The organism is Buchnera aphidicola (Cinara pseudotaxifoliae), from assembly GCF_900128595.1.
Lineage (GTDB): Bacteria > Pseudomonadota > Gammaproteobacteria > Enterobacterales > Enterobacteriaceae > Buchnera_F > Buchnera_F aphidicola_J.
On record NZ_LT635893.1, the window covers coordinates 397,817 to 417,313 of the forward strand.

Sequence of the window (19,497 nt, forward strand, 5' to 3'; positions counted from 1 at the left end):
TTAATAGTAAATTACTCCTAATCTAAACTAATTTGTACATCTACTCCCGCAGCCAGATCTAATCGCATTAAAGCATCTACAGTTTTTTCAGTTGGTTGTATAATATCAATTAATCGTTTATGAGTTCTAATTTCATATTGATCACGAGCATCTTTATTAACATGTGGTGATATCAAAATAGTAAATCGTTCCTTTTTTGTAGGTAAAGGAATCGGACCTAAAACTTTAGCTCCTGTACGTTTTGCTGTATCTACAATTTCTATAGTAGATTGATCAATTAAACGATAATCAAAAGCCTTTAAACGAATACGAATTCTTTGATTCTGCATAAATACAGAACTCCTTATTTAAATAAAACTTATTTCTATAAACTTCACTTAAAAAAATAATACATTTATAAATAAATATAATTCATAGAAACAACAGATCAAAAAAAATTTGACACACCATATAAAATTTTTAACAGTTATTAAAATTAAATTTTTATTTATATTTTTAATATGTCAAGAAAAGAGATGAAGCTCTATTCTTGACAAAACATAAAAATATTGATATATAATAAAATTTATATTAATATTATGCAATAACTTTTATAACTACACCTGCTCCAACTGTTCTACCTCCTTCTCGAATTGCAAAGCGTAATCCTTCAGACATAGCAATAGGATGTATCAAAGTTACTATCATTTTTATATTATCACCCGGCATAACCATTTCTACGTTTTCGGGTAATTCAATTGATCCTGTAACATCCGTAGTACGAAAATAAAATTGAGGACGATATCCTTTAAAAAAAGGAGTATGTCTTCCGCCTTCTTCTTTAGATAATACATAGACTTCAGATTCAAATTTTAAATGAGGATGAATAGTGCCTGGTTTAGATAACACTTGTCCGCGTTCAATATCATCACGTTTTGTTCCTCTTAATAAAATACCAACATTTTCTCCAGCCCGACCTTCATCTAATAATTTTCGAAACATTTCTACTCCGGTACATATTGTTTTAACTGTAGGTTTAATTCCTACAATTTCAATTTCTTCACCGACTTTTACGATACCTCGCTCAATACGTCCGGTTACCACTGTGCCTCTACCTGAAATAGAAAATACATCTTCTATTGGTAATAAAAAAGGAGCGTCAATTGCTCTAATTGGAACAGGAATATATGTATCTAAATAATTAGATAATTCAATAATTTTATCTTCCCAAATTTTATCACCTTCTAAAGCCTTTAAAGCCGATCCTCTGACAATTGGAATATCATCACCAGGAAAATCATATTGCGTTAATAAATCACGCACTTCCATTTCTACTAATTCTAATAATTCTTCATCATCTACCATATCACATTTATTTAAAAAAACGATAATATGTGGAACGCCTACTTGTCTGCCTAATAAAATATGTTCACGAGTTTGCGGCATAGGTCCATCAGTAGCAGCTACCACTAGAATTGCACCATCCATTTGAGCAGCTCCAGTAATCATATTTTTTATATAATCTGCATGTCCAGGACAATCTACGTGAGCATAATGACGAAGTTCTGTATCATATTCAACATGTGAGGTATTAATAGTAATTCCTCTAGCTTTCTCTTCTGGAGCATTGTCAATTTGCTCAAAAGCACAAGCAGTACCGCCAAATCGTTTAGATAAAACAGTTGTAATTGCTGCTGTTAAAGTAGTTTTTCCATGATCTACATGCCCAATAGTTCCTACATTAATATGTGGTTTAGAGCGATTAAATTTTTCTTTTGACATTGTTTATTCCTGTAGTTATTTGATGTATTTTTTTAACATAATAAATCAAAATCATTATATTTTTTATAAACACTAAAATTATCGATTAGAGATGATATCTTCACATATTATTTTTGGCGCTTCAGTATATCTTATAAATTCCATAGAATATGATGCTCTACCTTGCGTTTGAGAACGCAAATCAGTTGCATATCCAAACATTTCAGATAAAGGAATATACGCTTTAATGTTTTTTCCTCCTAAAGAATCATCAGTCATTCCTTCAATGATACCTCGACGTCGATTAATATCTCCAATTACATCCCCCATATAATCTCCAGGGGTTTCTACTTCTACTTGCATAATAGGTTCTAACAAAATCGGTTGTGCTTGTTTAAACGCTGATTTAAAAGCATAAGAAGCAGCTAACTTAAAAGCTAATTCTGAAGAATCTACATCATGAAAAGAACCATCATGCAAACGAACACCAACACCAACTACCGGATACCCTGCTAAAGGACCAGATTTTAACTGTTCTTGAATACCTTTATCAATAGAAGAAATATACTCTCCAGGAATTACACCACCTTTAATGTCATTAATAAAAGAGTATCCAGAACTATCAGTAGTTTTTAAAGGAAAAATATCGATTACAACATGTCCATACTGACCGCGACCACCAGACTGTTTAATATGTTTACCTTCTACATTCACAACTTTAGTTAAAATAGTTTCACGATAAGCAACTTGTGGTTTTCCGACATTTGCATCTACATTAAATTCACGCTTCATACGATCAATTATTATTTCTAAGTGTAATTCTCCCATACCTGCAACAATAGTTTGATTAGATTCATAATCTGTCCATACCTTAAAAGAAGGATCTTCCTTAGCTAGTCTATTCAAAGCCAATCCCATTTTTTCTTGATCAACTTTAGTTTTAGGTTCTACAGCAATTGAAATTACTGGTTCCGGAAAATCCATTTTTTCTAATATAACTGGATGCTTTACATCACATAACGTATCGCCTGTAGTAACATTCTTCAAACCAATAGCTGCAGCAATATCACCAGAATAGACTTCTTTAATTTCTTCACGTTTATTAGCATGCATTTGTACTATTCGACCAAATCTTTCAGTATGATTTTTTACAGAATTTAAAACTACATCACCTGATCGAACAATACCAGAATAAACACGAAAAAAAGTCAAATTTCCCACAAAAGAATCAGAAGCAATTTTAAAAGCAAGAGCAGAAAAAGGTTGTTTATCATTTAATTTGCAATCAAAAGAAGATGTATTCTTATCATGCACAAAATTTTTCATATTATGAATATCAGCTGGTGATGGTAAATATTCAATAATTGCATCTAATAAAGCCTGTACACCTTTATTTTTAAATGCTGAACCACATGTTATTAAAGTAATTTCATTATTTAAAGCTCTATTCCTTAATCCTAATTTAATATCATTTTCACTCAATTCTTCAGTCTGTAAATATTTTTCCATTAATTGATCATTTGCTTCAGCAGCAATTTCAACTAAATTCATATGCCATTTTTTTGAAATAGATAATAATTCTTTTGGAATCTCATAATATTTAAAAGTTACACCTTGATCTTTCTCAAACCATTGAATAGCTTTCATTTTTATTAAATCAACTACACCTTTAAAATTTTCTTCTGAACCAATAGCTAACTGAATAGGTACTGCTACAGTATGTAGCCGAGTATGAATTTGATCTACTACTTTAAAAAAATCAGCACCTACTCGATCCATTTTATTTATAAAGGCGATCCGAGGAACTTTGTATTTATTTGCTTGTCTCCATACAGTTTCTGATTGTGGTTGTACCCCTCCTACCGCACAATAAATCATTACTACTCCATCTAATATTCTCATAGATCGTTCTACTTCAATTGTAAAATCAACATGACCTGGAGTGTCAATAATATTTATTCTATGCGATAAAAATTGTTTAGCCATACCTGACCAAAAAGTAGTAGTTGCAGCAGAGGTAATTGTAATACCGCGTTCTTGTTCTTGAGCCATCCAATCCATTGTAGCTGCACCATCATGTACTTCACCGATTTTATGATTAATTCCGGTATAAAATAATATACGTTCTGTTGTAGTGGTTTTACCTGCATCAATATGTGCACTAATACCAATATTCCGATATTGATTAATCGGTGTTGTACGCGCCATAAAAATCCTCTTGTAAATCTGTTTTTTATAAAAATATAAAATATATCGTTAATTAATATAATTTTTTGATATAGACATATTTACCAACGATAGTGAGCGAAGGCTTTATTTGCTTCCGCCATCTTATGAACTTCTTCACGTTTTCGAACAGCTGAACCTTTATTTCCTATAGCATCTAATAACTCATTAGTCAATCGAATCGACATAGATTTATCTGTGCGTTTACGAGCCGCAGCTACAATCCATCGCATAGCTAAAGCATTTTTTCTTGTTGGTCGAACTTCGACTGGAACTTGATACGTCGACCCTCCTACACGACGAGATTTTACTTCTACTGATGGTTTAACATTATCTAAAGCTAAAATAAAAATGCCTAACTCCTCCTTTTTTATTTTTTTAGATGCAGCCGATAAAGCAGAATAAACAATATTTTCTGCAATAGATTTTTTACCATCAATCATTAATATATTAATAAATTTAGCTAATAAATCTGAAGAAAATTTTGGATCAGGTAAAATTTTACGTTGTCCTACTATGCGACGGCGAGGCATTTTAATACTCCTTAATAATATTTATACTTTTAACTTTTTAACACCATATTTAGATCGACTTTTTTTTCTATCTTTAACACCAGAGCAGTCTAAAGAACCCCTTACCACGTGATACCGAACACCGGGTAGATCTTTTACTCGACCACCCCTAATTAAAATTACTGAATGTTCTTGTAGATTATGTCCTTCACCTCCAATATATGCTGTAACTTCATAACCATTTGTTAATCTAACACGACATACTTTTCGTAATGCGGAATTAGGTTTTTTTGGAGTTGTTGTATATACTCGTGTGCATACACCTCTTCTTTGAGGACATCCAGATAAAGCAGGAACATTAGTTTTAATTATTTTCCGAATTCTAGGAGCGCGAACCAATTGATTAATTGTAGACATTTTGTATCTCCAAAATACTCTATTTTTAAAATTTAACAGCAGATATCTTTAACCGAAATAGCCAATAATTAGATTAAAGTTATAACATCCATTTATATATAATAGTTTATTAAAATAATCACCAAGTCATATTAGAGGCGTGACTTTGTGTTAAACGAACAAAATTTTTGTAGTTTAATACATTTAAATTATTTGTTTTACTTATTTTTAATAATCCTCTAGCAGACAAATCATTTTCTAAAAAGTAAATTAAATTAAAATTTTTATATATTTTTTTAAAATAAGAATCATTAATCACGCTTAATATTACACCATCTTGAATACAAATTAAATCATCAAAAATCGAGCTAAACGACAATAAAGAAGATACAGATATTCGATATGGAGAATTTAGTAAAATATGTAACATATCATGTAATAATCACCATTTTAAAACAAAATCAAATTGATCTATTTTATTCTTAATACAAGATTTATTTAAAAATTCTACTGGTAATAAAAAATCGTTATTTTTTTTAAAACCACGCTGATAAGCTGATCTTTTGCAAAAAAAAAATTTTTTTATTCCATACAACAACAAAACTTTAAACGAAAGAGAATAATTATGCAATTTAACTAATTCTGGTTTTTGACATAATTTTAATTGAAATATACCATCATCAATAAAAAAAAGAGCAATTTTATTACAGGTTAATGAACAAGAAATAATAAAATCAAGTCCTTCTCTACCTAGATAGTCTCCGTACGGAGCATTAGAAAAAATAAAAGCCATTGATTTCATAAAAAATAAACATATTTTTAAATTAGAATTGTACAATGCGATCACAGGTATGTATTGAATACGATAATTCCGTCAACGTCATACACCTAAAAAAAGAAGAAAAAATTTTTTGATGTTTTTTAATCTTTTTAGAAGATTCATTTGATAAAATCCCTCTCCTGTAAGCCGAGCCAGGACAAATACATAACCGAATGTTATAATTTTTTTTTAAACTAATCCATCCATTCAAAACATTAAATTCATTATCTGGAAGATTAATCATACAATTAGCATTGTATACTCCAGAAGCATAAAAAAAAATTTTACTAATATTAAAATTCAGCTTGAGAACAGATTTTGAAAATAAAAAAGCAGTTATAGCATTTTGAGTACCATAAGGAGGACCGGTAACAATTATCATGTAATTCATATCATGACCATATCATAACTATACCAATAAACTTTTTCTTTATTTGTGATCAATGTAAATTACATTGTTAACATACAAATATCATCAAGAAAAAACTAATAAAATTTTTAATATTTGATAATAATAATTATTATATAAACATTTAATAATACCGTTGAAATTACTTAATTTATAGAACATATTAAAGTAGTAATAATATTATTATACGTTAAAAAAAATTAAATATTGTAATTATTTTATATAAAACTAAATATTTTACTTTATAAATTTAAAATCTGAAAAACATCATCCAGTTTGTTTATACTGTATTTTAAAGCATTTTTTTCACCATGAATTAAAACATCAATTAAATAATCTTCATCTTGTCTAAGTTTAAAATATATAGCTTGTATTTCAGAAATTGTATCACATACAACATCGGATAATTTTTTTTTAAAAATAGAATATTGACAATTTTTAAATTCATCTTCAAGTATTGAAATTTTTTTGTTTGTCATACAAGAAAAAATAGATAATAGGTTAGATACCCCTGGTTTATTTAAAATATCGTAACGAATACAAGAAGAAGAACAGTCAGAATCTGTTAACGAACGTTGTAATTTTAAATATATAGAATGAATATTCTCTAGCAAAAATATCGTGTTATTAGTATTTTTATCCGATTTTGACATTTTTTTTGTTGGATCCTGCAAAGCCATTATTTTATTACCTACAGGTAGGATTAAAATATCTGGAACAATAAAAATATTTCCATATATAGAATTAAAACGATGAGCAATTTTTTGAACTAATTCTAGATGTTGTTTTTGATCTGAACCTACTAAAACATAATTGGTATGATATAGTAAAATATCTGCAGCCATTAAAACAGGATAGCAAAACAAAGATAGGTTAATGGGAGTATTTACTGTTAGTGATAATTTTTGTTTAAACTGTGTCATACGAGATAATTCACCAAAATAAACAAAATTACTTAATATCCAATATAATTGACTATGCGTATATACATGCGATTGTACAAAAATTGTACTCCTATTAGGATCTACACCACATGACAAATATAATGCTGCTATATCCAATATAGCAGTAGAAAAATTATTTTTTATGCTGTTTTTATTACTTCCACTTCTCGAAAAAGTAGTTAAAGCATGTAAATCAGCAATACAAAAAAAACATTCGTATTTTTTTTGTATATCTTTCCAATTACACATAGTTCCGCAGTAATTACCTAAAGTAAGTAAACCTGTAGGTTGAATCCCTGTAAACATAATATCTTTTTTTTTGATATTTAACATATAAAAAAAACCTTAAAAATTTTTTAAAATAAATAATATTTATTACTATTTAAATTAAAAATCAATTATCTATAATAATACCTGTCAACTTTCTTATTGTTTTTAAATAATCATTTGAATGAAAAATAGCAGAACCAACTACCACATAATCAGCACCCGATCGTATCACACTCACAACATTAGACAAATTAATTCCCCCGTCTACTGACAATAAAATATTTTTCTGACTATTATCGATTAAAGATCGTACTTGTTGAATTTTTTTTAAAACATATTTTAAAAATTTTTGACCTCCAAAACCAGGATTCACAGCCATTACTAAAATTAAATCTAATTCATCAATTACATAATCTAAAAAATGTAAAGAAGTAGACGGATTTAAAGCTAAACCAACACCACAGTCCATTTTTTTAATCAATTGTATAGTTCGATCTAAATGATTAGTAGATTCGGGATGAATTGTAATGAACTGTACATTTAAATCTTTAAATGAAGAAATTAACGAATCAACTGGAGAAGCCATTAAATGAACATCAAAAAATACCTTCATTCCACTTTCTTTTATTGATTTTAATATCATAGAACCCATTGTTAAATTAGAAACATAATGATTATCCATAACATCAAAATGAATTAAATTACATCCTGCTTCAAGAACAGCCTGTATTTCTTTTCCTAATCGACAAAAATTTGCAGATAAAATAGACGGAACAACTACAACGCGTTTCATGAATATCCTTAATCATTATTATTATAATATTTAAATAAAAATATTATTTTCTGAATAAAAATAAAATTTATTTACATTAATTGCAAAAACACTTATATCGCGTACATAATATTAGCTATTAAAATTAATACTTCCTTTCCTGAAATTGTTTTACAACCTGTAATATCTTATTATTATCAATAGAAGAAATTAATTCTACTTGTCCAATAGAAATTGGCAAAATTAGTCGTATCCTTCCAGACAATACTTTTTTATCTCGTAACATACATTTAAGATAATCTTGTGGCAACATATTTTTAGGACCTACAACAGGTAAACCTATTTTATATAAAATAGTTTTTATTCTATATAAATAATCTTTATGTAATATATTTAACTGAACAGATAAATATGCTGACATTACAAGACCTACGGAAACAGCTTCACCGTGTAACCACGCACCATAACCAGTATGTGTTTCAATAGCATGTGCAAAACTGTGTCCTAAATTTAAAAAAAATCGTAAACCGCTTTCTTTTTCGTCAGATTCAACCACCTTAACTTTTAATTCACAACATTTTTTTATACAAAATAATAATGTTTCTTTTTGCAATTGTAATATTTTAAAATAATTTTTTTCTAACCATACAAAAAATTTATAGTCAAAAATAATGGCATATTTAACAATTTCAGCCATTCCAGCAATTAAGTGTTCTTTAGGTAATGTTGATAAAAAATCAATATCAATTAAAACTCCTTTAGGTTGCCAAAAAGAACCGATCATATTTTTACCTAATACATGATTAACTCCTGTTTTTCCTCCAATAGAAGCGTCTACTTGCGCTAATAAAGTAGTAGGTATTTGAAAAAAATTAACTCCTCTTTGATATATTGAAGCAACAAAACCGGTAATATCCCCTACTACTCCGCCTCCTATTGCTATTAATGTTACATCTCTTCCGTATGGTTTTTTTAGTAAAAAAGATATAATATTTTCAACTTCTTTTAAATTTTTATAAGACTCACCATCCGGAATACTAAATAAAGGTATATTTTTTGTATTTTCATTAACACTGTAATATTTATTTTTAATAATTATGTTTTTAATAGTATGATTTGTAATAATAATATTATTTGTATTCTTTAATAAAACAGTTGATATAAAAAAATTTTTTAATATATTAAAACCAATACTTATATCATAACTACCGATATTTAAATTAACATGTATTTTGTGTACCATACTCACCTAACTTATAATTTACATAAGAATAAAATAAAAATTTAATTAATTTTACTAAAACGATAAAAATATCGTATAATATTTGAAGCGATAAATGGTACGTCATGATTAACGGTATCAACAATAAAATCAGACGTTTTTTTATATATTGGATCACGAATAACTGATAATGATTTTAATATCTGTTTATTTTTATTACTATTTAAAGATAACAAAGGTCTTTTTTTATCCAATTTAGTTCGCATTAATTGTTCTTTTACTGAAGCACGTAAATACACAACAACACCTCTAGATTGCAATAAATACCTAGATTTTAATGAAAGTATTGATCCACCTCCTGTAGATAATATTATACCTGTTTTATCAGTTAATTCATTAATAATTTTTTCTTCTCGTATACGAAATTCAGATTCTCCTTCTACTTCAAATACCCAGTCTATATCCACACCAGTTCTTTTTTCAATTTCAGAATCAGAATCATAAAAACACATATTTAAAGCTTGAGATAAGTAACGGCCTACAGTACTTTTGCCAGCTCCCATAGGTCCGATCAAAAAAATATTTTTTTTTTTACCTCTATTCATAATTATTCCTTCCAATAATAAACGTTATTTAAAAAAAATAACTTGTACTAAATATATATTTTTAATATCAAAATACTACATTATATTAAAAACTAACATCATTAAAATATATATGATAGTTACTATATAACGCGCAGGAATATAACAAAAAAACTTGATTTTAAAGATATTTTTTAATATTATTGTAATACTATAAACAATAGTTTATACACTTTTAAGGTGAGATGTCCGAGAGGTTTAAGGAGCACGCTTGGAAAGCGTGTATATAGTAAAATGTATCAAGGGTTCGAATCCCTTTCTCACCATGTATATATGTATATATAATTAACATATTTAAAATAATCAAAAAACACAAAAAAAGTAATATTAGTAATATGAATGTTGACCGTAAACATGATTTGTTACATCTTCTACTTTAGAAATTTCAGAAAAATGTTTCATTAATTGTTTTTCTATCCCTAATTTTAATGTAGTATTTATCATAGAACAACCATTACATCCTCCTGAAAACTGCAAAAAAACCACTCCGTTACTATTAATCTTGATTAAAGTCACAGAACCACCATGTAATAGCAATGTAGGATTAACTTTAACAGACAAAAAATTTTGAATATCACTTTCCAATTGAGAACTATGATGAGATTTTTTTATTAATTTTGCATACGGAGCTTTTAAAGTAATTTGTGATCCTAATTCATTTTTAATAAGATCTATACTAGAATTTTTTAAAAACGGAATTATAGATGTATGAATGTAAATATCAAATTCATTAAAAGAAAATTTTTTATCATTTATTAAATCAATATCTTGAAGATCACAGTACGACATACCACATTCAGCATGAATTGTTCCAGGAGAATTAACAAAAATCCTAATATTTGTTCCAACTGATTTTTTGGATAATAAACTAATTATATATTGTTTAGCTGAATCAGAGATTGTAATCATAGAATTATTCTGCATAATATGTTATTGTATATGAAATAAAAAAATAAATATGTATAAAATTCTATTACATATAAATACGTCAAATTTATACCCTAAATTTTTTATCCATATTATCTAATACAAAAAATAGTTACTAAATATATGAATACAACAAAAAAAACCATGCATTGGTCTGTTTTTGGGACAGGAAAAATCAACCTAGTATTCTTACACGGATGGGGATTACATTCTGTAGCATGGAATACAATTATTCCAATATTAAAACCACATTTTACATTACATACATTTGATTTACCAGGTTTTGGAGAAAACATAGATTTTCCTATAATGACGTTTAAAAAAATCTCCAAATATTTATCAAAACAAATAAACACCAAAGTAATATGGATAGGATGGTCTATGAGTGGATTAATTGTACATCATTTAAGTTTACAGTATCCACATAATACGCTAGCAACTATTTATGTAAATTCATCACCATGTTTTATACAAAGAAAAAATTGGCCAGGAATACCTAAAAGGTTATTATACTCCATAAAAGAGAGTATGTTACCATATTATAGTAATTTTTTAAAAAAATTTTTTTTACTGCATGTTATTGATGTACACAAATATAAACTCTCTAGACTTAAGATAAAAGAAAAATTATTCAAGAAATATCCTAGTCCAAAAAAAGAAGCTATTGAAATAGGATATAAATGGTTAACTAAAATTGATCATAGAAATACTATAATATACTCCAATGTTCCAACATTAAGAATATATGGAGAACTAGATCATCTAATATCTAAAAAAGCACGTGAAAAAACAGACAATTTATATCAAAAAAAAAATTCTATACTTATAAAAGGAGCTAAACATGCACCATTTTTATCCCATCCTAAAACTTTTTGTAAAATTATATATAATTTCATTAAAAAAACAATTTAATAAAAGTACGTTACTTTGTAAAACGATATATATAAAATACCATTTATCTCTAAAATTTTTTAAAAAGGAATGTCTTCGTCATCAAAATCAATTTTAGAAGTTGTATCTACTAAATGCGATTTATTTTTATATTCAGAAGAAATGTCTCCGGAAATTTTATCTATATTATTTGATACAGATAAACTATTTTCTCGCGATACATCTTGTATCGTGTTAACGGGTGATGAAGAATTATTTATGTTTCGTGAACCTAACATTTGCATAGCACCAGTAACACTCACTATTATTTCTGTAGTGTAGCGATCTAATCCGTTTTGATCTTGCCATTTACGGGTTTGTAACGATCCTTCAATGTAAACTTGTGATCCTTTTTTTAAATATTGACCAGCAATTTCAGCAATTTTACCAAATAAAACAACTCTGTGCCATTCAGTTTTTTCTTTTGTTTCACCGGTATTTTTGTCTTTCCATATATCCGAAGTAGCAATAGTAATATTAACTACAGTACCCCCGTTAGGCATATACCGTACATCTGGATGTTGTCCTAAATAACCAATTAAAATAACTTTATTTACGCCTCTACTCGCCATACATTTAACCTACATATGATTTATATCAATATATAATTATCTAAAATTATACCATAAAAAAAATAATTTTATTATACTAAATACTTTTATTAAATAAAACCTATATATGAAAATATTTTATTTTAAAAAAACAATTAATATATTTAAAACTATATTTTCAAAATTTAATCTTGTTAAATTTATGTAAATATATTTTTATATTAAAATAATCATATTTTTATTAAAAATAACATAATACAAAATCTAATACCATATAAAAAATATAACATATAATATGCAAAAAAATAATTTACATAAATTTTCTGTCGCACCTATGTTGAAATATACTGACAGACATTGTCTTTTTTTTTATAGACAACTAACAAAACACGCTTTTTTATATACTGAAATGATTACAACCCATGAATTAATAAATAAAAAAAACTTATTTTTAAAAAAGCAAGTAATAAGTAATACTCCTATAGCAATTCAATTAGCTGGAAATAATTGTACACATTTTAAAAAATGTGCAAAAATAGCATACTTTATGGGATTTAATGAAATAAATTTAAATATTGGTTGTCCTTCACAACATGCTCAATCAGGAAAATTTGGAGTATATTTAATGAATACTCCTGATATAGTGTATCATTGTATAAAAACTATATATTTAACTGTACCTATACCTATTAGCGTAAAAATAAGAATAGGAACTAATAAAAATAATGACTACCAATTTCTAAAAAATTTTATTCAAACAGTATCAAAAAATAAATACTGTATTAAATTTATTATACATGCAAGAATTGCTGATTTACAACTAAAAAGTCCCAAAAAAAACAGAAATATACCTGTATTAAACTATCAATATGTTTATCAGATAAAAAAAGATTTTCCTCATCTAAAAATCATTTTAAACGGAGGAATAAAATCTATTATAGAAATACAAAAACATTTAAAATATGTAGACGGAATTATGATGGGTCGAGAAATTTACAAAAATCCATTGTTATTGTGTAAAATAGATAAAGAAATTTTCTCTTGTAAAAAGAAATTTAAATTTAAAAAATTTTTAAAAAATATGTTTAAATATACTAAAGAAGAAGTAAAAAAAAATACAAAAACTCTTCATATAATAAAACACATGTTAAATATTTTTCATAATCAACCACATGCAAAGAAATGGAAAATGCATATTTTAAATCATATTCATCGTAAAAAACATACACGCAAATTATTTACAAAAATATACAAAATATTTAATAAAAAATTACAATGCAATTTTGATTTATAATTATAAATAAAAATATTTCATTTAACAAATATCAAATTTCAAAAAAAAAGATCGTCAAAAATCTTTTTATTTTATATGTTCTATATATTCTTTTATTTTAAACTTTTAACAAAATTAAATATTTAAAATAGATAATTATTATCTAAATATTAAAAAATTTTTTAAAAAAATTAATAAAAAATATCATTGGAACAATAAGTTAAAACATATATTTAAAAATTTATATAAGAGAATAAATTATTTATGATAGGGTTAATAAACAAAAAAAATGAATTTAAAACACCTCCACATTCATTAGAAGCAGAACAATCTGTATTAGGAGGATTAATGCTAGATAATCAACAGTGGGATATAGTTTCTGAGTATATCGTTACTGAAGATTTCTACAGCCAACAACATAAGTTAATTTTTTGCGAAATGAAATTTCTAGTAGAAAAAGGATCTCCTATTGATTTGATTACACTATCCGAATCATTAGAACAAAAAGGCGAACTAAATAATGTGGGACGCTTTTCTTACTTAGCAGAAATTTCAAAAAATACACCTAGTATTACTAATATCATTTCTTATGCAGAAATAATACGAGAAAGAGCAATAATACGTGAAATTGTTTCCACTGCACATAATATTGCATATGCAGGATATCATCCTAAAGGACGCACAAGTCTTGAGCTATTAGATTATGCTGAATCCAGTGTATTTAAAATTTCTGAAATGCGTTCTACTAGTAAAGAAGGTCCTAAAAATATAGAAAAAATTTTAGATACTACCATTCAATCCATTGAAAAATTGCTAAAAAAACCAAATGATGGAATAACTGGATTAAATACTGGATATCATGATTTAAATAAAAAAACATTTGGATTACAACAATCAGATCTTATTATTATTGCTGCTCGACCATCTATGGGTAAAACTACATTTGCCATGAATTTATGTGAAAATACAGCAATGCTATATGAAAAACCAATTTTAATATTTAGTTTAGAAATGCCCGGAGAACAAATTATGATTCGCATGTTAGCTTCTCTATCGCGAGTCAATCAATCTAAAATTCGAACTGGACAATTAAACGATGAAGAATGGAGTAGAATATCCAGTACTATAAATATTTTATTAAAAAAGAAAAACATTTACATAGATGATTCATCTGGATTAACCCCTAATGAAGTACGATCTCGTTCAAGAAAAATATATCGAGAAAATAACGGATTAAGTTTAATAATGATAGACTATCTTCAGTTAATTAAAATACCAGCATTGTCTGGTAATAGAACATTAGAAATAGCTGAAATTTCAAGAACATTAAAATCTTTAGCAAAAGAATTAAATATTCCTATTATTGCTTTATCACAATTAAACAGATCACTTGAACAAAGATCTGACAAAAGACCAGTTAACTCAGATCTGAGAGAATCCGGTTCTTTAGAACAAGATGCTGATCTAATCCTTTTTATTTATAGAGATGAACTTTATCATGAAAACAGCGAATTTAAAGGTATTGCTGAAATTATTATAGGTAAACAAAGAAATGGTCCTACCGGAACTATACGATTAACATTCAACGGACAATGGTCACGTTTTGACAATTACACTAATCAGAAATATCATATTTAAATTTCAAAATAAAAAAAATAATATTTATAAAAAATTTTGTTAAAAATCATTATAAATAATAATTAGTATTTTTATGTAACACAAAAATCCAAAAAATCAACCATTAAATATAAAAAAAATAAAAAAATAATAATTTTTATAATCAATCATTATTGTATAAATATATTTTTATATATTAAAAATATTATATATAATAAACATATCTATTAATAATGCATGACAATTATTAATTATATTAATAATAATTATCATATAAATACCTTATATTTTATAAAAAAAAATTTTTTATAGAAAAAATCAGATAAATATGTTATACATAATATTTACTATATTAATTTAACTATATGTATATAAAAAAAACATTTTAACTAAATTTTTCTAATAAAATATATGATCGTAATATGTTTTGATTATGGAATAAAAACTATTGGTGTAGCTATATCTGAAACAAAAATAAAATACGCTACTCCTATAAAATCTATAGTCAATAAAAAAAAAACATTATGGAAAAATATTGATTCTATCATCCAATATTGGAAACCTAAATATATAATAATTGGATATCCATATTACATAAAAAAAAAAATTAACAAAAAAATAAAAAAATTCAGTCATTTTTTTGAAAAAAAATTTAATAAAAATGTCATTTTATATAATGAAAACTATTCATCAATAGAAGCTAAAACATTTTTAAAAAAAAGAAAAAAAAGAAATTTTCCTTGTATACATTCAATTTCAGCTAAAATAATTTTAGATAGTTGGTTACGTGAAAATTATATTTTTTAATTAAAAAAATTATATATTGATAATAATACACATTTATATTAATAATTAAAAAAAATTTTTAAAAAACATCATTTTAACCACATTAGATATTATGCATAAAAATAAAAAACATATATTACCATCAATTAGTTTATATATTCATATACCTTGGTGTATCAAAAAATGTCCATATTGTGATTTTCATTCGTATCCACAATCAAAAAAAATTTCAGAAAAAAAATACATAAAACATGTTCTTTGCGATTTAAAAAATGACAAAAAAATAATTTCAAAAAGGAGTATTCAATCAATTTTTATTGGCGGGGGAACACCTAGTTTATTAAAAAGTTCTTCGATATCATATCTTCTATCTGAAGTAAAAAAATTAATGTCTGTTTCCAAAAATTTAGAAATTTCCATAGAAATTAATCCCGACATAGATAAAACAAAAAAAATATTAGAGTATTACTATGCTGGTATTAATAGATTTTCTTTAGGAATTCAAACATTTAATAAATCTTTATTAAAAAAAATAAATAGAAAATATGAAAAAAAAAAAATAATGAAATTAATTGATTCCACTAAACATTTATCTCATAGAAATTTAAACATAGATTTAATGTACGGTCTTCCCGAACAAACGATTCAAAACGCTTTAGACGACTTATACCAAGCCATTCTTATAAAACCTGAACACATATCGTGGTATCAGCTTAACATCGAACCAAATACTAAATTTTACACACAAAATATATCACTACCATCACTTCATAACGTTAAGATTATGGAAATAAAAGGAAAGAAATTACTTAAAAAGTATGGATATATACAATACGAAATATCTTCTTATGCAAAAAAAATTAAATATCAATGCAAACATAATCTTAACTATTGGAATTTTGGTGATTACATTGGTGTTGGATGCGGAGCACACGGAAAAATAACTCAATTTAACCAAAAAATCATTCGAACTGTAAAAACTAAAAATGATATTGTATATATGGTCGGAAATTATCTTAAAGAAAAATATATTGTTCCAAAAAAAGATATTCCATTGGAATTTTTTCTAAATAAATTTAGACTCTTAAAACCTATCCTATATCAAGATTTCGAAAATAAAACTGATATCAAAATAATTAAAATTAAAAAAAAAATAATTTTTGCAAAAAAAAAAGGATTTCTTAAAGAGAATAAAAGTTCGTGGATAATTACGCCAAAAGGAAGAAGTCAATTAAATTCTTTATTATCAATATTCTTAGAATAATTTATATATTACTTAATAATTCTTAACTTTGTAATTTATATTTATAATCAAAAATACTATTATTTAATAATCTAGCTCTTTTTTCAAATTTTGTCTGCAAATACATGCTAAAAAAAGGAAATATAATGTTATTCTCTGATAAAAATTTAAAATTAGAATTATTTGACATTAAAGAAAATATTTTAGTAGAATAAAGTAAACAATCTGTAACAATATGCACAAATCCATTAAAAACAATTTTTTTTTCTATTAATGTAATAAAAAAATCATTGATTAATCTTCTTTTATGATGTTTATTTTTAAACCACGGATCAGGAAAAAAAATTTGTATCATGCTGATAGTCCGATTTGGAATCATATAAAACAATACTTCTACAATATCATGAAATATAATACGTATATTAGATACTTGAAATATATTAGCGTATTGTATAGCTGTAAAAATACTTTTCGGATAAACTTCTACTCCAATAAAATTTATATGTGGATAATTCATAGCTTTTTCTACTAATAACTTACCATCACCAAAACCAACATCTATTACATATGGTTGATCATTAGAAAAAAAAGAAGAGTAGTCTAAAATAGTAGATTTATTAAAATCAATACCATATATTTTCCAATACTTAAGTATATACTCTTTTTTTTTTTGACCAATACATCTACCTCGTACGACATAACTTTTAATTAAAAATATATCATTCTTTTTTTTATTTTGGTTTTTTTGATTATTTTTATAAAATTTATCATTTGTTACAAAAGTCATTTTGTCTCCAGTGAAATCAAAAATAAATAAAATTTATAGTGTATGTATTCACATAATGCTATTTTAAACAAAAAAAATCATTTTAAGATGTATATATAAATTATTCATTATATTTAAAAATTCAATTAGGAATAGCATGTTTTTTACACAAAAAATATTAAATTGGTTCCATATTTATGGAAGAAAAAGTTTACCTTGGCATAATAAAAACATTTATCAAATCTGGATATCCGAAATTATGCTACAACAAACTCAAGTTAAAACTGTAATCCCTTACTTTAATAAATTTATAAAAAATTTTCCTACTATAGAATCTTTAGCTAATTCTAGTATAGATAAAATATTATATTTATGGAGTGGTTTAGGATATTATCAAAGAGCCTTTCGTATACACAAAACAGCTATAATAATTTGCAAAAATTATAACGGGATCTTTCCTGATAATATTTATGAAATACAAAAATTACCCGGAATTGGAAAATCTACAGCAGGAGCGATATTGTCTTTTGCATATAATTTTGGATACGCTGTTTTGGATAGTAATGTAAAACGTATATTAATACGATTTCATGCAATTAATACAAATAATATTAAGAACAACGAATTAAATAAAAAATTATGGAATCTAATTTATCAATATCTTCCAATTCATCAATCTAATAAATTTAATCAAGCAATGATGGATATTGGATCATTTATTTGTACTAGCAAAAAACCTAATTGTTCAATATGCCCTTTATACTATTCGTGTCAATATCATACGTATGATATTTGTTTAAAAAAAAAAAAAAAAAATCAAATAGGAATTTTATTTTCAATAATACAATACAAAAATTTATATTTTTTAATTCAACAAAAAAATATGTCTATATGGAAAAAACTTTTTTATTTTCCTTCAACATCCTTTCTAATATCAAAAAAAAATTGGGAAAAAGCAAAGAAAAATTCAAAAATAACAATTCATCCATTTATACATTATATTAGTAATATAAAATTATATATTTTTTCGCAAATAATAAAAATCAAAAAAAAAAATATATATAATAATATAATACAAAAAAAAATATGGTATAATATATTCAATCCTCAAAAAATTGGTACTCCTTCTCCAATAAAAAAAATATTAATTTCATTAAAAAAAGTAGTAATAAAAAACATGAAAAAAAAACATATGCGTATAATTTTTTGTTCTTTTTTGAAAATAGAATCAGAAGGATTAGAATATCAATTTTTTCCAGGAAAAACAGGAAAAAAAATTTATCAAGAAATTTCTAAAAAAGCATGGTCTTTGTGGTTGATTCAGCAAACAAAAATCATAAATGAAAAAAAATTAAACATGTTTTTAGAAAGAGATAGAATTTATATAAAAAAAAAAATGAAAGAATTCTTTTTTAGAAAAAATAAAAATTAAATTTTAATATATACATA

Annotated in this window: 21 protein-coding genes and 1 tRNA gene; 7 read left to right on the forward strand and 15 right to left on the reverse strand. The window is 25.3% G+C overall.

Going from position 1 to position 19,497, the window contains the following annotated elements; all coding sequences use genetic code 11:
• Positions 1 to 17: 17 nt before the first annotated feature.
• The 12 genes from rpsJ to aroK form a co-directional block, all read right to left on the reverse strand.
• A complete protein-coding gene (rpsJ, locus tag BUCIPSTX3056_RS01770; RefSeq protein WP_075474911.1) occupies positions 18 to 329 on the reverse strand; it encodes a 30S ribosomal protein S10 in 312 nt (103 codons plus the stop codon).
• Between the two features lie 247 nt (positions 330 to 576).
• Positions 577 to 1,761 carry an elongation factor Tu gene (tuf, locus tag BUCIPSTX3056_RS01775; protein WP_075474913.1) on the reverse strand — a complete coding sequence of 395 codons (1,185 nt, stop codon included), beginning with the start codon at positions 1,759 to 1,761 and terminating at the stop codon, positions 577 to 579.
• 78 nt (positions 1,762 to 1,839) lie between these two features.
• On the reverse strand, positions 1,840 to 3,948 hold the full coding sequence (fusA, locus tag BUCIPSTX3056_RS01780) for an elongation factor G (protein ID WP_075474915.1): 2,109 nt from the start codon (positions 3,946 to 3,948) through the stop codon (positions 1,840 to 1,842).
• Between the two features lie 80 nt (positions 3,949 to 4,028).
• Entirely contained in the window at positions 4,029 to 4,499 is a 471-nt protein-coding gene (gene rpsG, locus BUCIPSTX3056_RS01785) for a 30S ribosomal protein S7 (protein ID WP_075474917.1), read from the reverse strand.
• Positions 4,500 to 4,520: 21 nt separating this feature from the next.
• The gene (gene rpsL, locus BUCIPSTX3056_RS01790) at positions 4,521 to 4,895 is read right to left on the reverse strand and encodes a 30S ribosomal protein S12 (RefSeq protein ID WP_075474919.1); all 375 of its coding nucleotides are present in this window, start codon (positions 4,893 to 4,895) and stop codon (positions 4,521 to 4,523) included.
• Positions 4,896 to 5,013: 118 nt separating this feature from the next.
• A complete protein-coding gene (gene tusB / locus BUCIPSTX3056_RS01795) occupies positions 5,014 to 5,304 on the reverse strand; it encodes a sulfurtransferase complex subunit TusB (protein ID WP_075474921.1) in 291 nt (96 codons plus the stop codon).
• 12 nt (positions 5,305 to 5,316) lie between these two features.
• The gene (gene tusC, locus BUCIPSTX3056_RS01800; protein WP_075475031.1) at positions 5,317 to 5,676 is read right to left on the reverse strand and encodes a sulfurtransferase complex subunit TusC; all 360 of its coding nucleotides are present in this window, start codon (positions 5,674 to 5,676) and stop codon (positions 5,317 to 5,319) included.
• A 22-nt stretch (positions 5,677 to 5,698) separates the two neighbouring features.
• A complete protein-coding gene (gene tusD, locus BUCIPSTX3056_RS01805) occupies positions 5,699 to 6,085 on the reverse strand; it encodes a sulfurtransferase complex subunit TusD (protein ID WP_075474923.1) in 387 nt (128 codons plus the stop codon).
• 260 nt (positions 6,086 to 6,345) lie between these two features.
• Positions 6,346 to 7,380 carry a tryptophan--tRNA ligase gene (gene trpS, locus BUCIPSTX3056_RS01810; protein WP_075474925.1) on the reverse strand — a complete coding sequence of 345 codons (1,035 nt, stop codon included), beginning with the start codon at positions 7,378 to 7,380 and terminating at the stop codon, positions 6,346 to 6,348.
• A gap of 61 nt (positions 7,381 to 7,441) precedes the next feature.
• The gene (gene rpe, locus BUCIPSTX3056_RS01815; RefSeq protein WP_075474927.1) at positions 7,442 to 8,110 is read right to left on the reverse strand and encodes a ribulose-phosphate 3-epimerase; all 669 of its coding nucleotides are present in this window, start codon (positions 8,108 to 8,110) and stop codon (positions 7,442 to 7,444) included.
• A gap of 124 nt (positions 8,111 to 8,234) precedes the next feature.
• A complete protein-coding gene (gene aroB, locus BUCIPSTX3056_RS01820) occupies positions 8,235 to 9,332 on the reverse strand; it encodes a 3-dehydroquinate synthase (RefSeq protein ID WP_154021615.1) in 1,098 nt (365 codons plus the stop codon).
• A 41-nt stretch (positions 9,333 to 9,373) separates the two neighbouring features.
• Positions 9,374 to 9,916, reverse strand: coding sequence for a shikimate kinase AroK (gene aroK, locus BUCIPSTX3056_RS01825; protein WP_075474932.1), 543 nt, complete (start codon positions 9,914 to 9,916; stop codon positions 9,374 to 9,376).
• Between the two features lie 218 nt (positions 9,917 to 10,134).
• Between aroK and BUCIPSTX3056_RS01830 the strand changes: the two genes are divergently transcribed.
• Positions 10,135 to 10,221, forward strand: a tRNA-Ser gene (locus tag BUCIPSTX3056_RS01830).
• 61 nt (positions 10,222 to 10,282) lie between these two features.
• Here the strand turns inward: BUCIPSTX3056_RS01830 and BUCIPSTX3056_RS01835 are convergent.
• A complete protein-coding gene (locus tag BUCIPSTX3056_RS01835) occupies positions 10,283 to 10,864 on the reverse strand; it encodes an NfuA family Fe-S biogenesis protein (RefSeq protein WP_075474934.1) in 582 nt (193 codons plus the stop codon).
• Between the two features lie 141 nt (positions 10,865 to 11,005).
• Here BUCIPSTX3056_RS01835 and BUCIPSTX3056_RS01840 point away from each other — a divergent pair, with 141 nt between their 5' ends.
• Positions 11,006 to 11,794: an alpha/beta fold hydrolase gene (locus BUCIPSTX3056_RS01840; protein ID WP_082253736.1), complete on the forward strand. Its 789-nt coding sequence runs from the start codon at positions 11,006 to 11,008 to the stop codon at positions 11,792 to 11,794.
• A gap of 59 nt (positions 11,795 to 11,853) precedes the next feature.
• Here BUCIPSTX3056_RS01840 and ssb read toward each other — a convergent pair whose 3' ends face one another.
• On the reverse strand, positions 11,854 to 12,384 hold the full coding sequence (gene ssb / locus BUCIPSTX3056_RS01845) for a single-stranded DNA-binding protein (RefSeq protein ID WP_075474936.1): 531 nt from the start codon (positions 12,382 to 12,384) through the stop codon (positions 11,854 to 11,856).
• Positions 12,385 to 12,658: 274 nt separating this feature from the next.
• On the opposite strand from ssb, the gene dusA reads away from it, so the two are divergent.
• From dusA to hemW, 4 genes are all read left to right on the forward strand, one after another.
• A complete protein-coding gene (gene dusA / locus BUCIPSTX3056_RS01850; RefSeq protein WP_075474938.1) occupies positions 12,659 to 13,657 on the forward strand; it encodes a tRNA dihydrouridine(20/20a) synthase DusA in 999 nt (332 codons plus the stop codon).
• A gap of 243 nt (positions 13,658 to 13,900) precedes the next feature.
• Complete coding sequence (gene dnaB / locus BUCIPSTX3056_RS01855) at positions 13,901 to 15,274, forward strand: replicative DNA helicase (RefSeq protein ID WP_075474940.1); 1,374 nt, start codon at positions 13,901 to 13,903, stop codon at positions 15,272 to 15,274.
• 390 nt (positions 15,275 to 15,664) lie between these two features.
• Positions 15,665 to 16,060, forward strand: coding sequence for a Holliday junction resolvase RuvX (gene ruvX, locus BUCIPSTX3056_RS01860; protein WP_075474942.1), 396 nt, complete (start codon positions 15,665 to 15,667; stop codon positions 16,058 to 16,060).
• Positions 16,061 to 16,151: 91 nt separating this feature from the next.
• Positions 16,152 to 17,303 carry a radical SAM family heme chaperone HemW gene (gene hemW / locus BUCIPSTX3056_RS01865; protein ID WP_075474945.1) on the forward strand — a complete coding sequence of 384 codons (1,152 nt, stop codon included), beginning with the start codon at positions 16,152 to 16,154 and terminating at the stop codon, positions 17,301 to 17,303.
• A 22-nt stretch (positions 17,304 to 17,325) separates the two neighbouring features.
• Here hemW and trmB read toward each other — a convergent pair whose 3' ends face one another.
• Positions 17,326 to 18,069, reverse strand: coding sequence for a tRNA (guanosine(46)-N7)-methyltransferase TrmB (gene trmB, locus BUCIPSTX3056_RS01870; protein WP_082253737.1), 744 nt, complete (start codon positions 18,067 to 18,069; stop codon positions 17,326 to 17,328).
• A gap of 136 nt (positions 18,070 to 18,205) precedes the next feature.
• Between trmB and BUCIPSTX3056_RS01875 the strand changes: the two genes are divergently transcribed.
• Entirely contained in the window at positions 18,206 to 19,480 is a 1,275-nt protein-coding gene (locus BUCIPSTX3056_RS01875) for an oxidative damage protection protein (protein ID WP_075474947.1), read from the forward strand.
• Positions 19,481 to 19,497 lie beyond the last annotated feature (17 nt).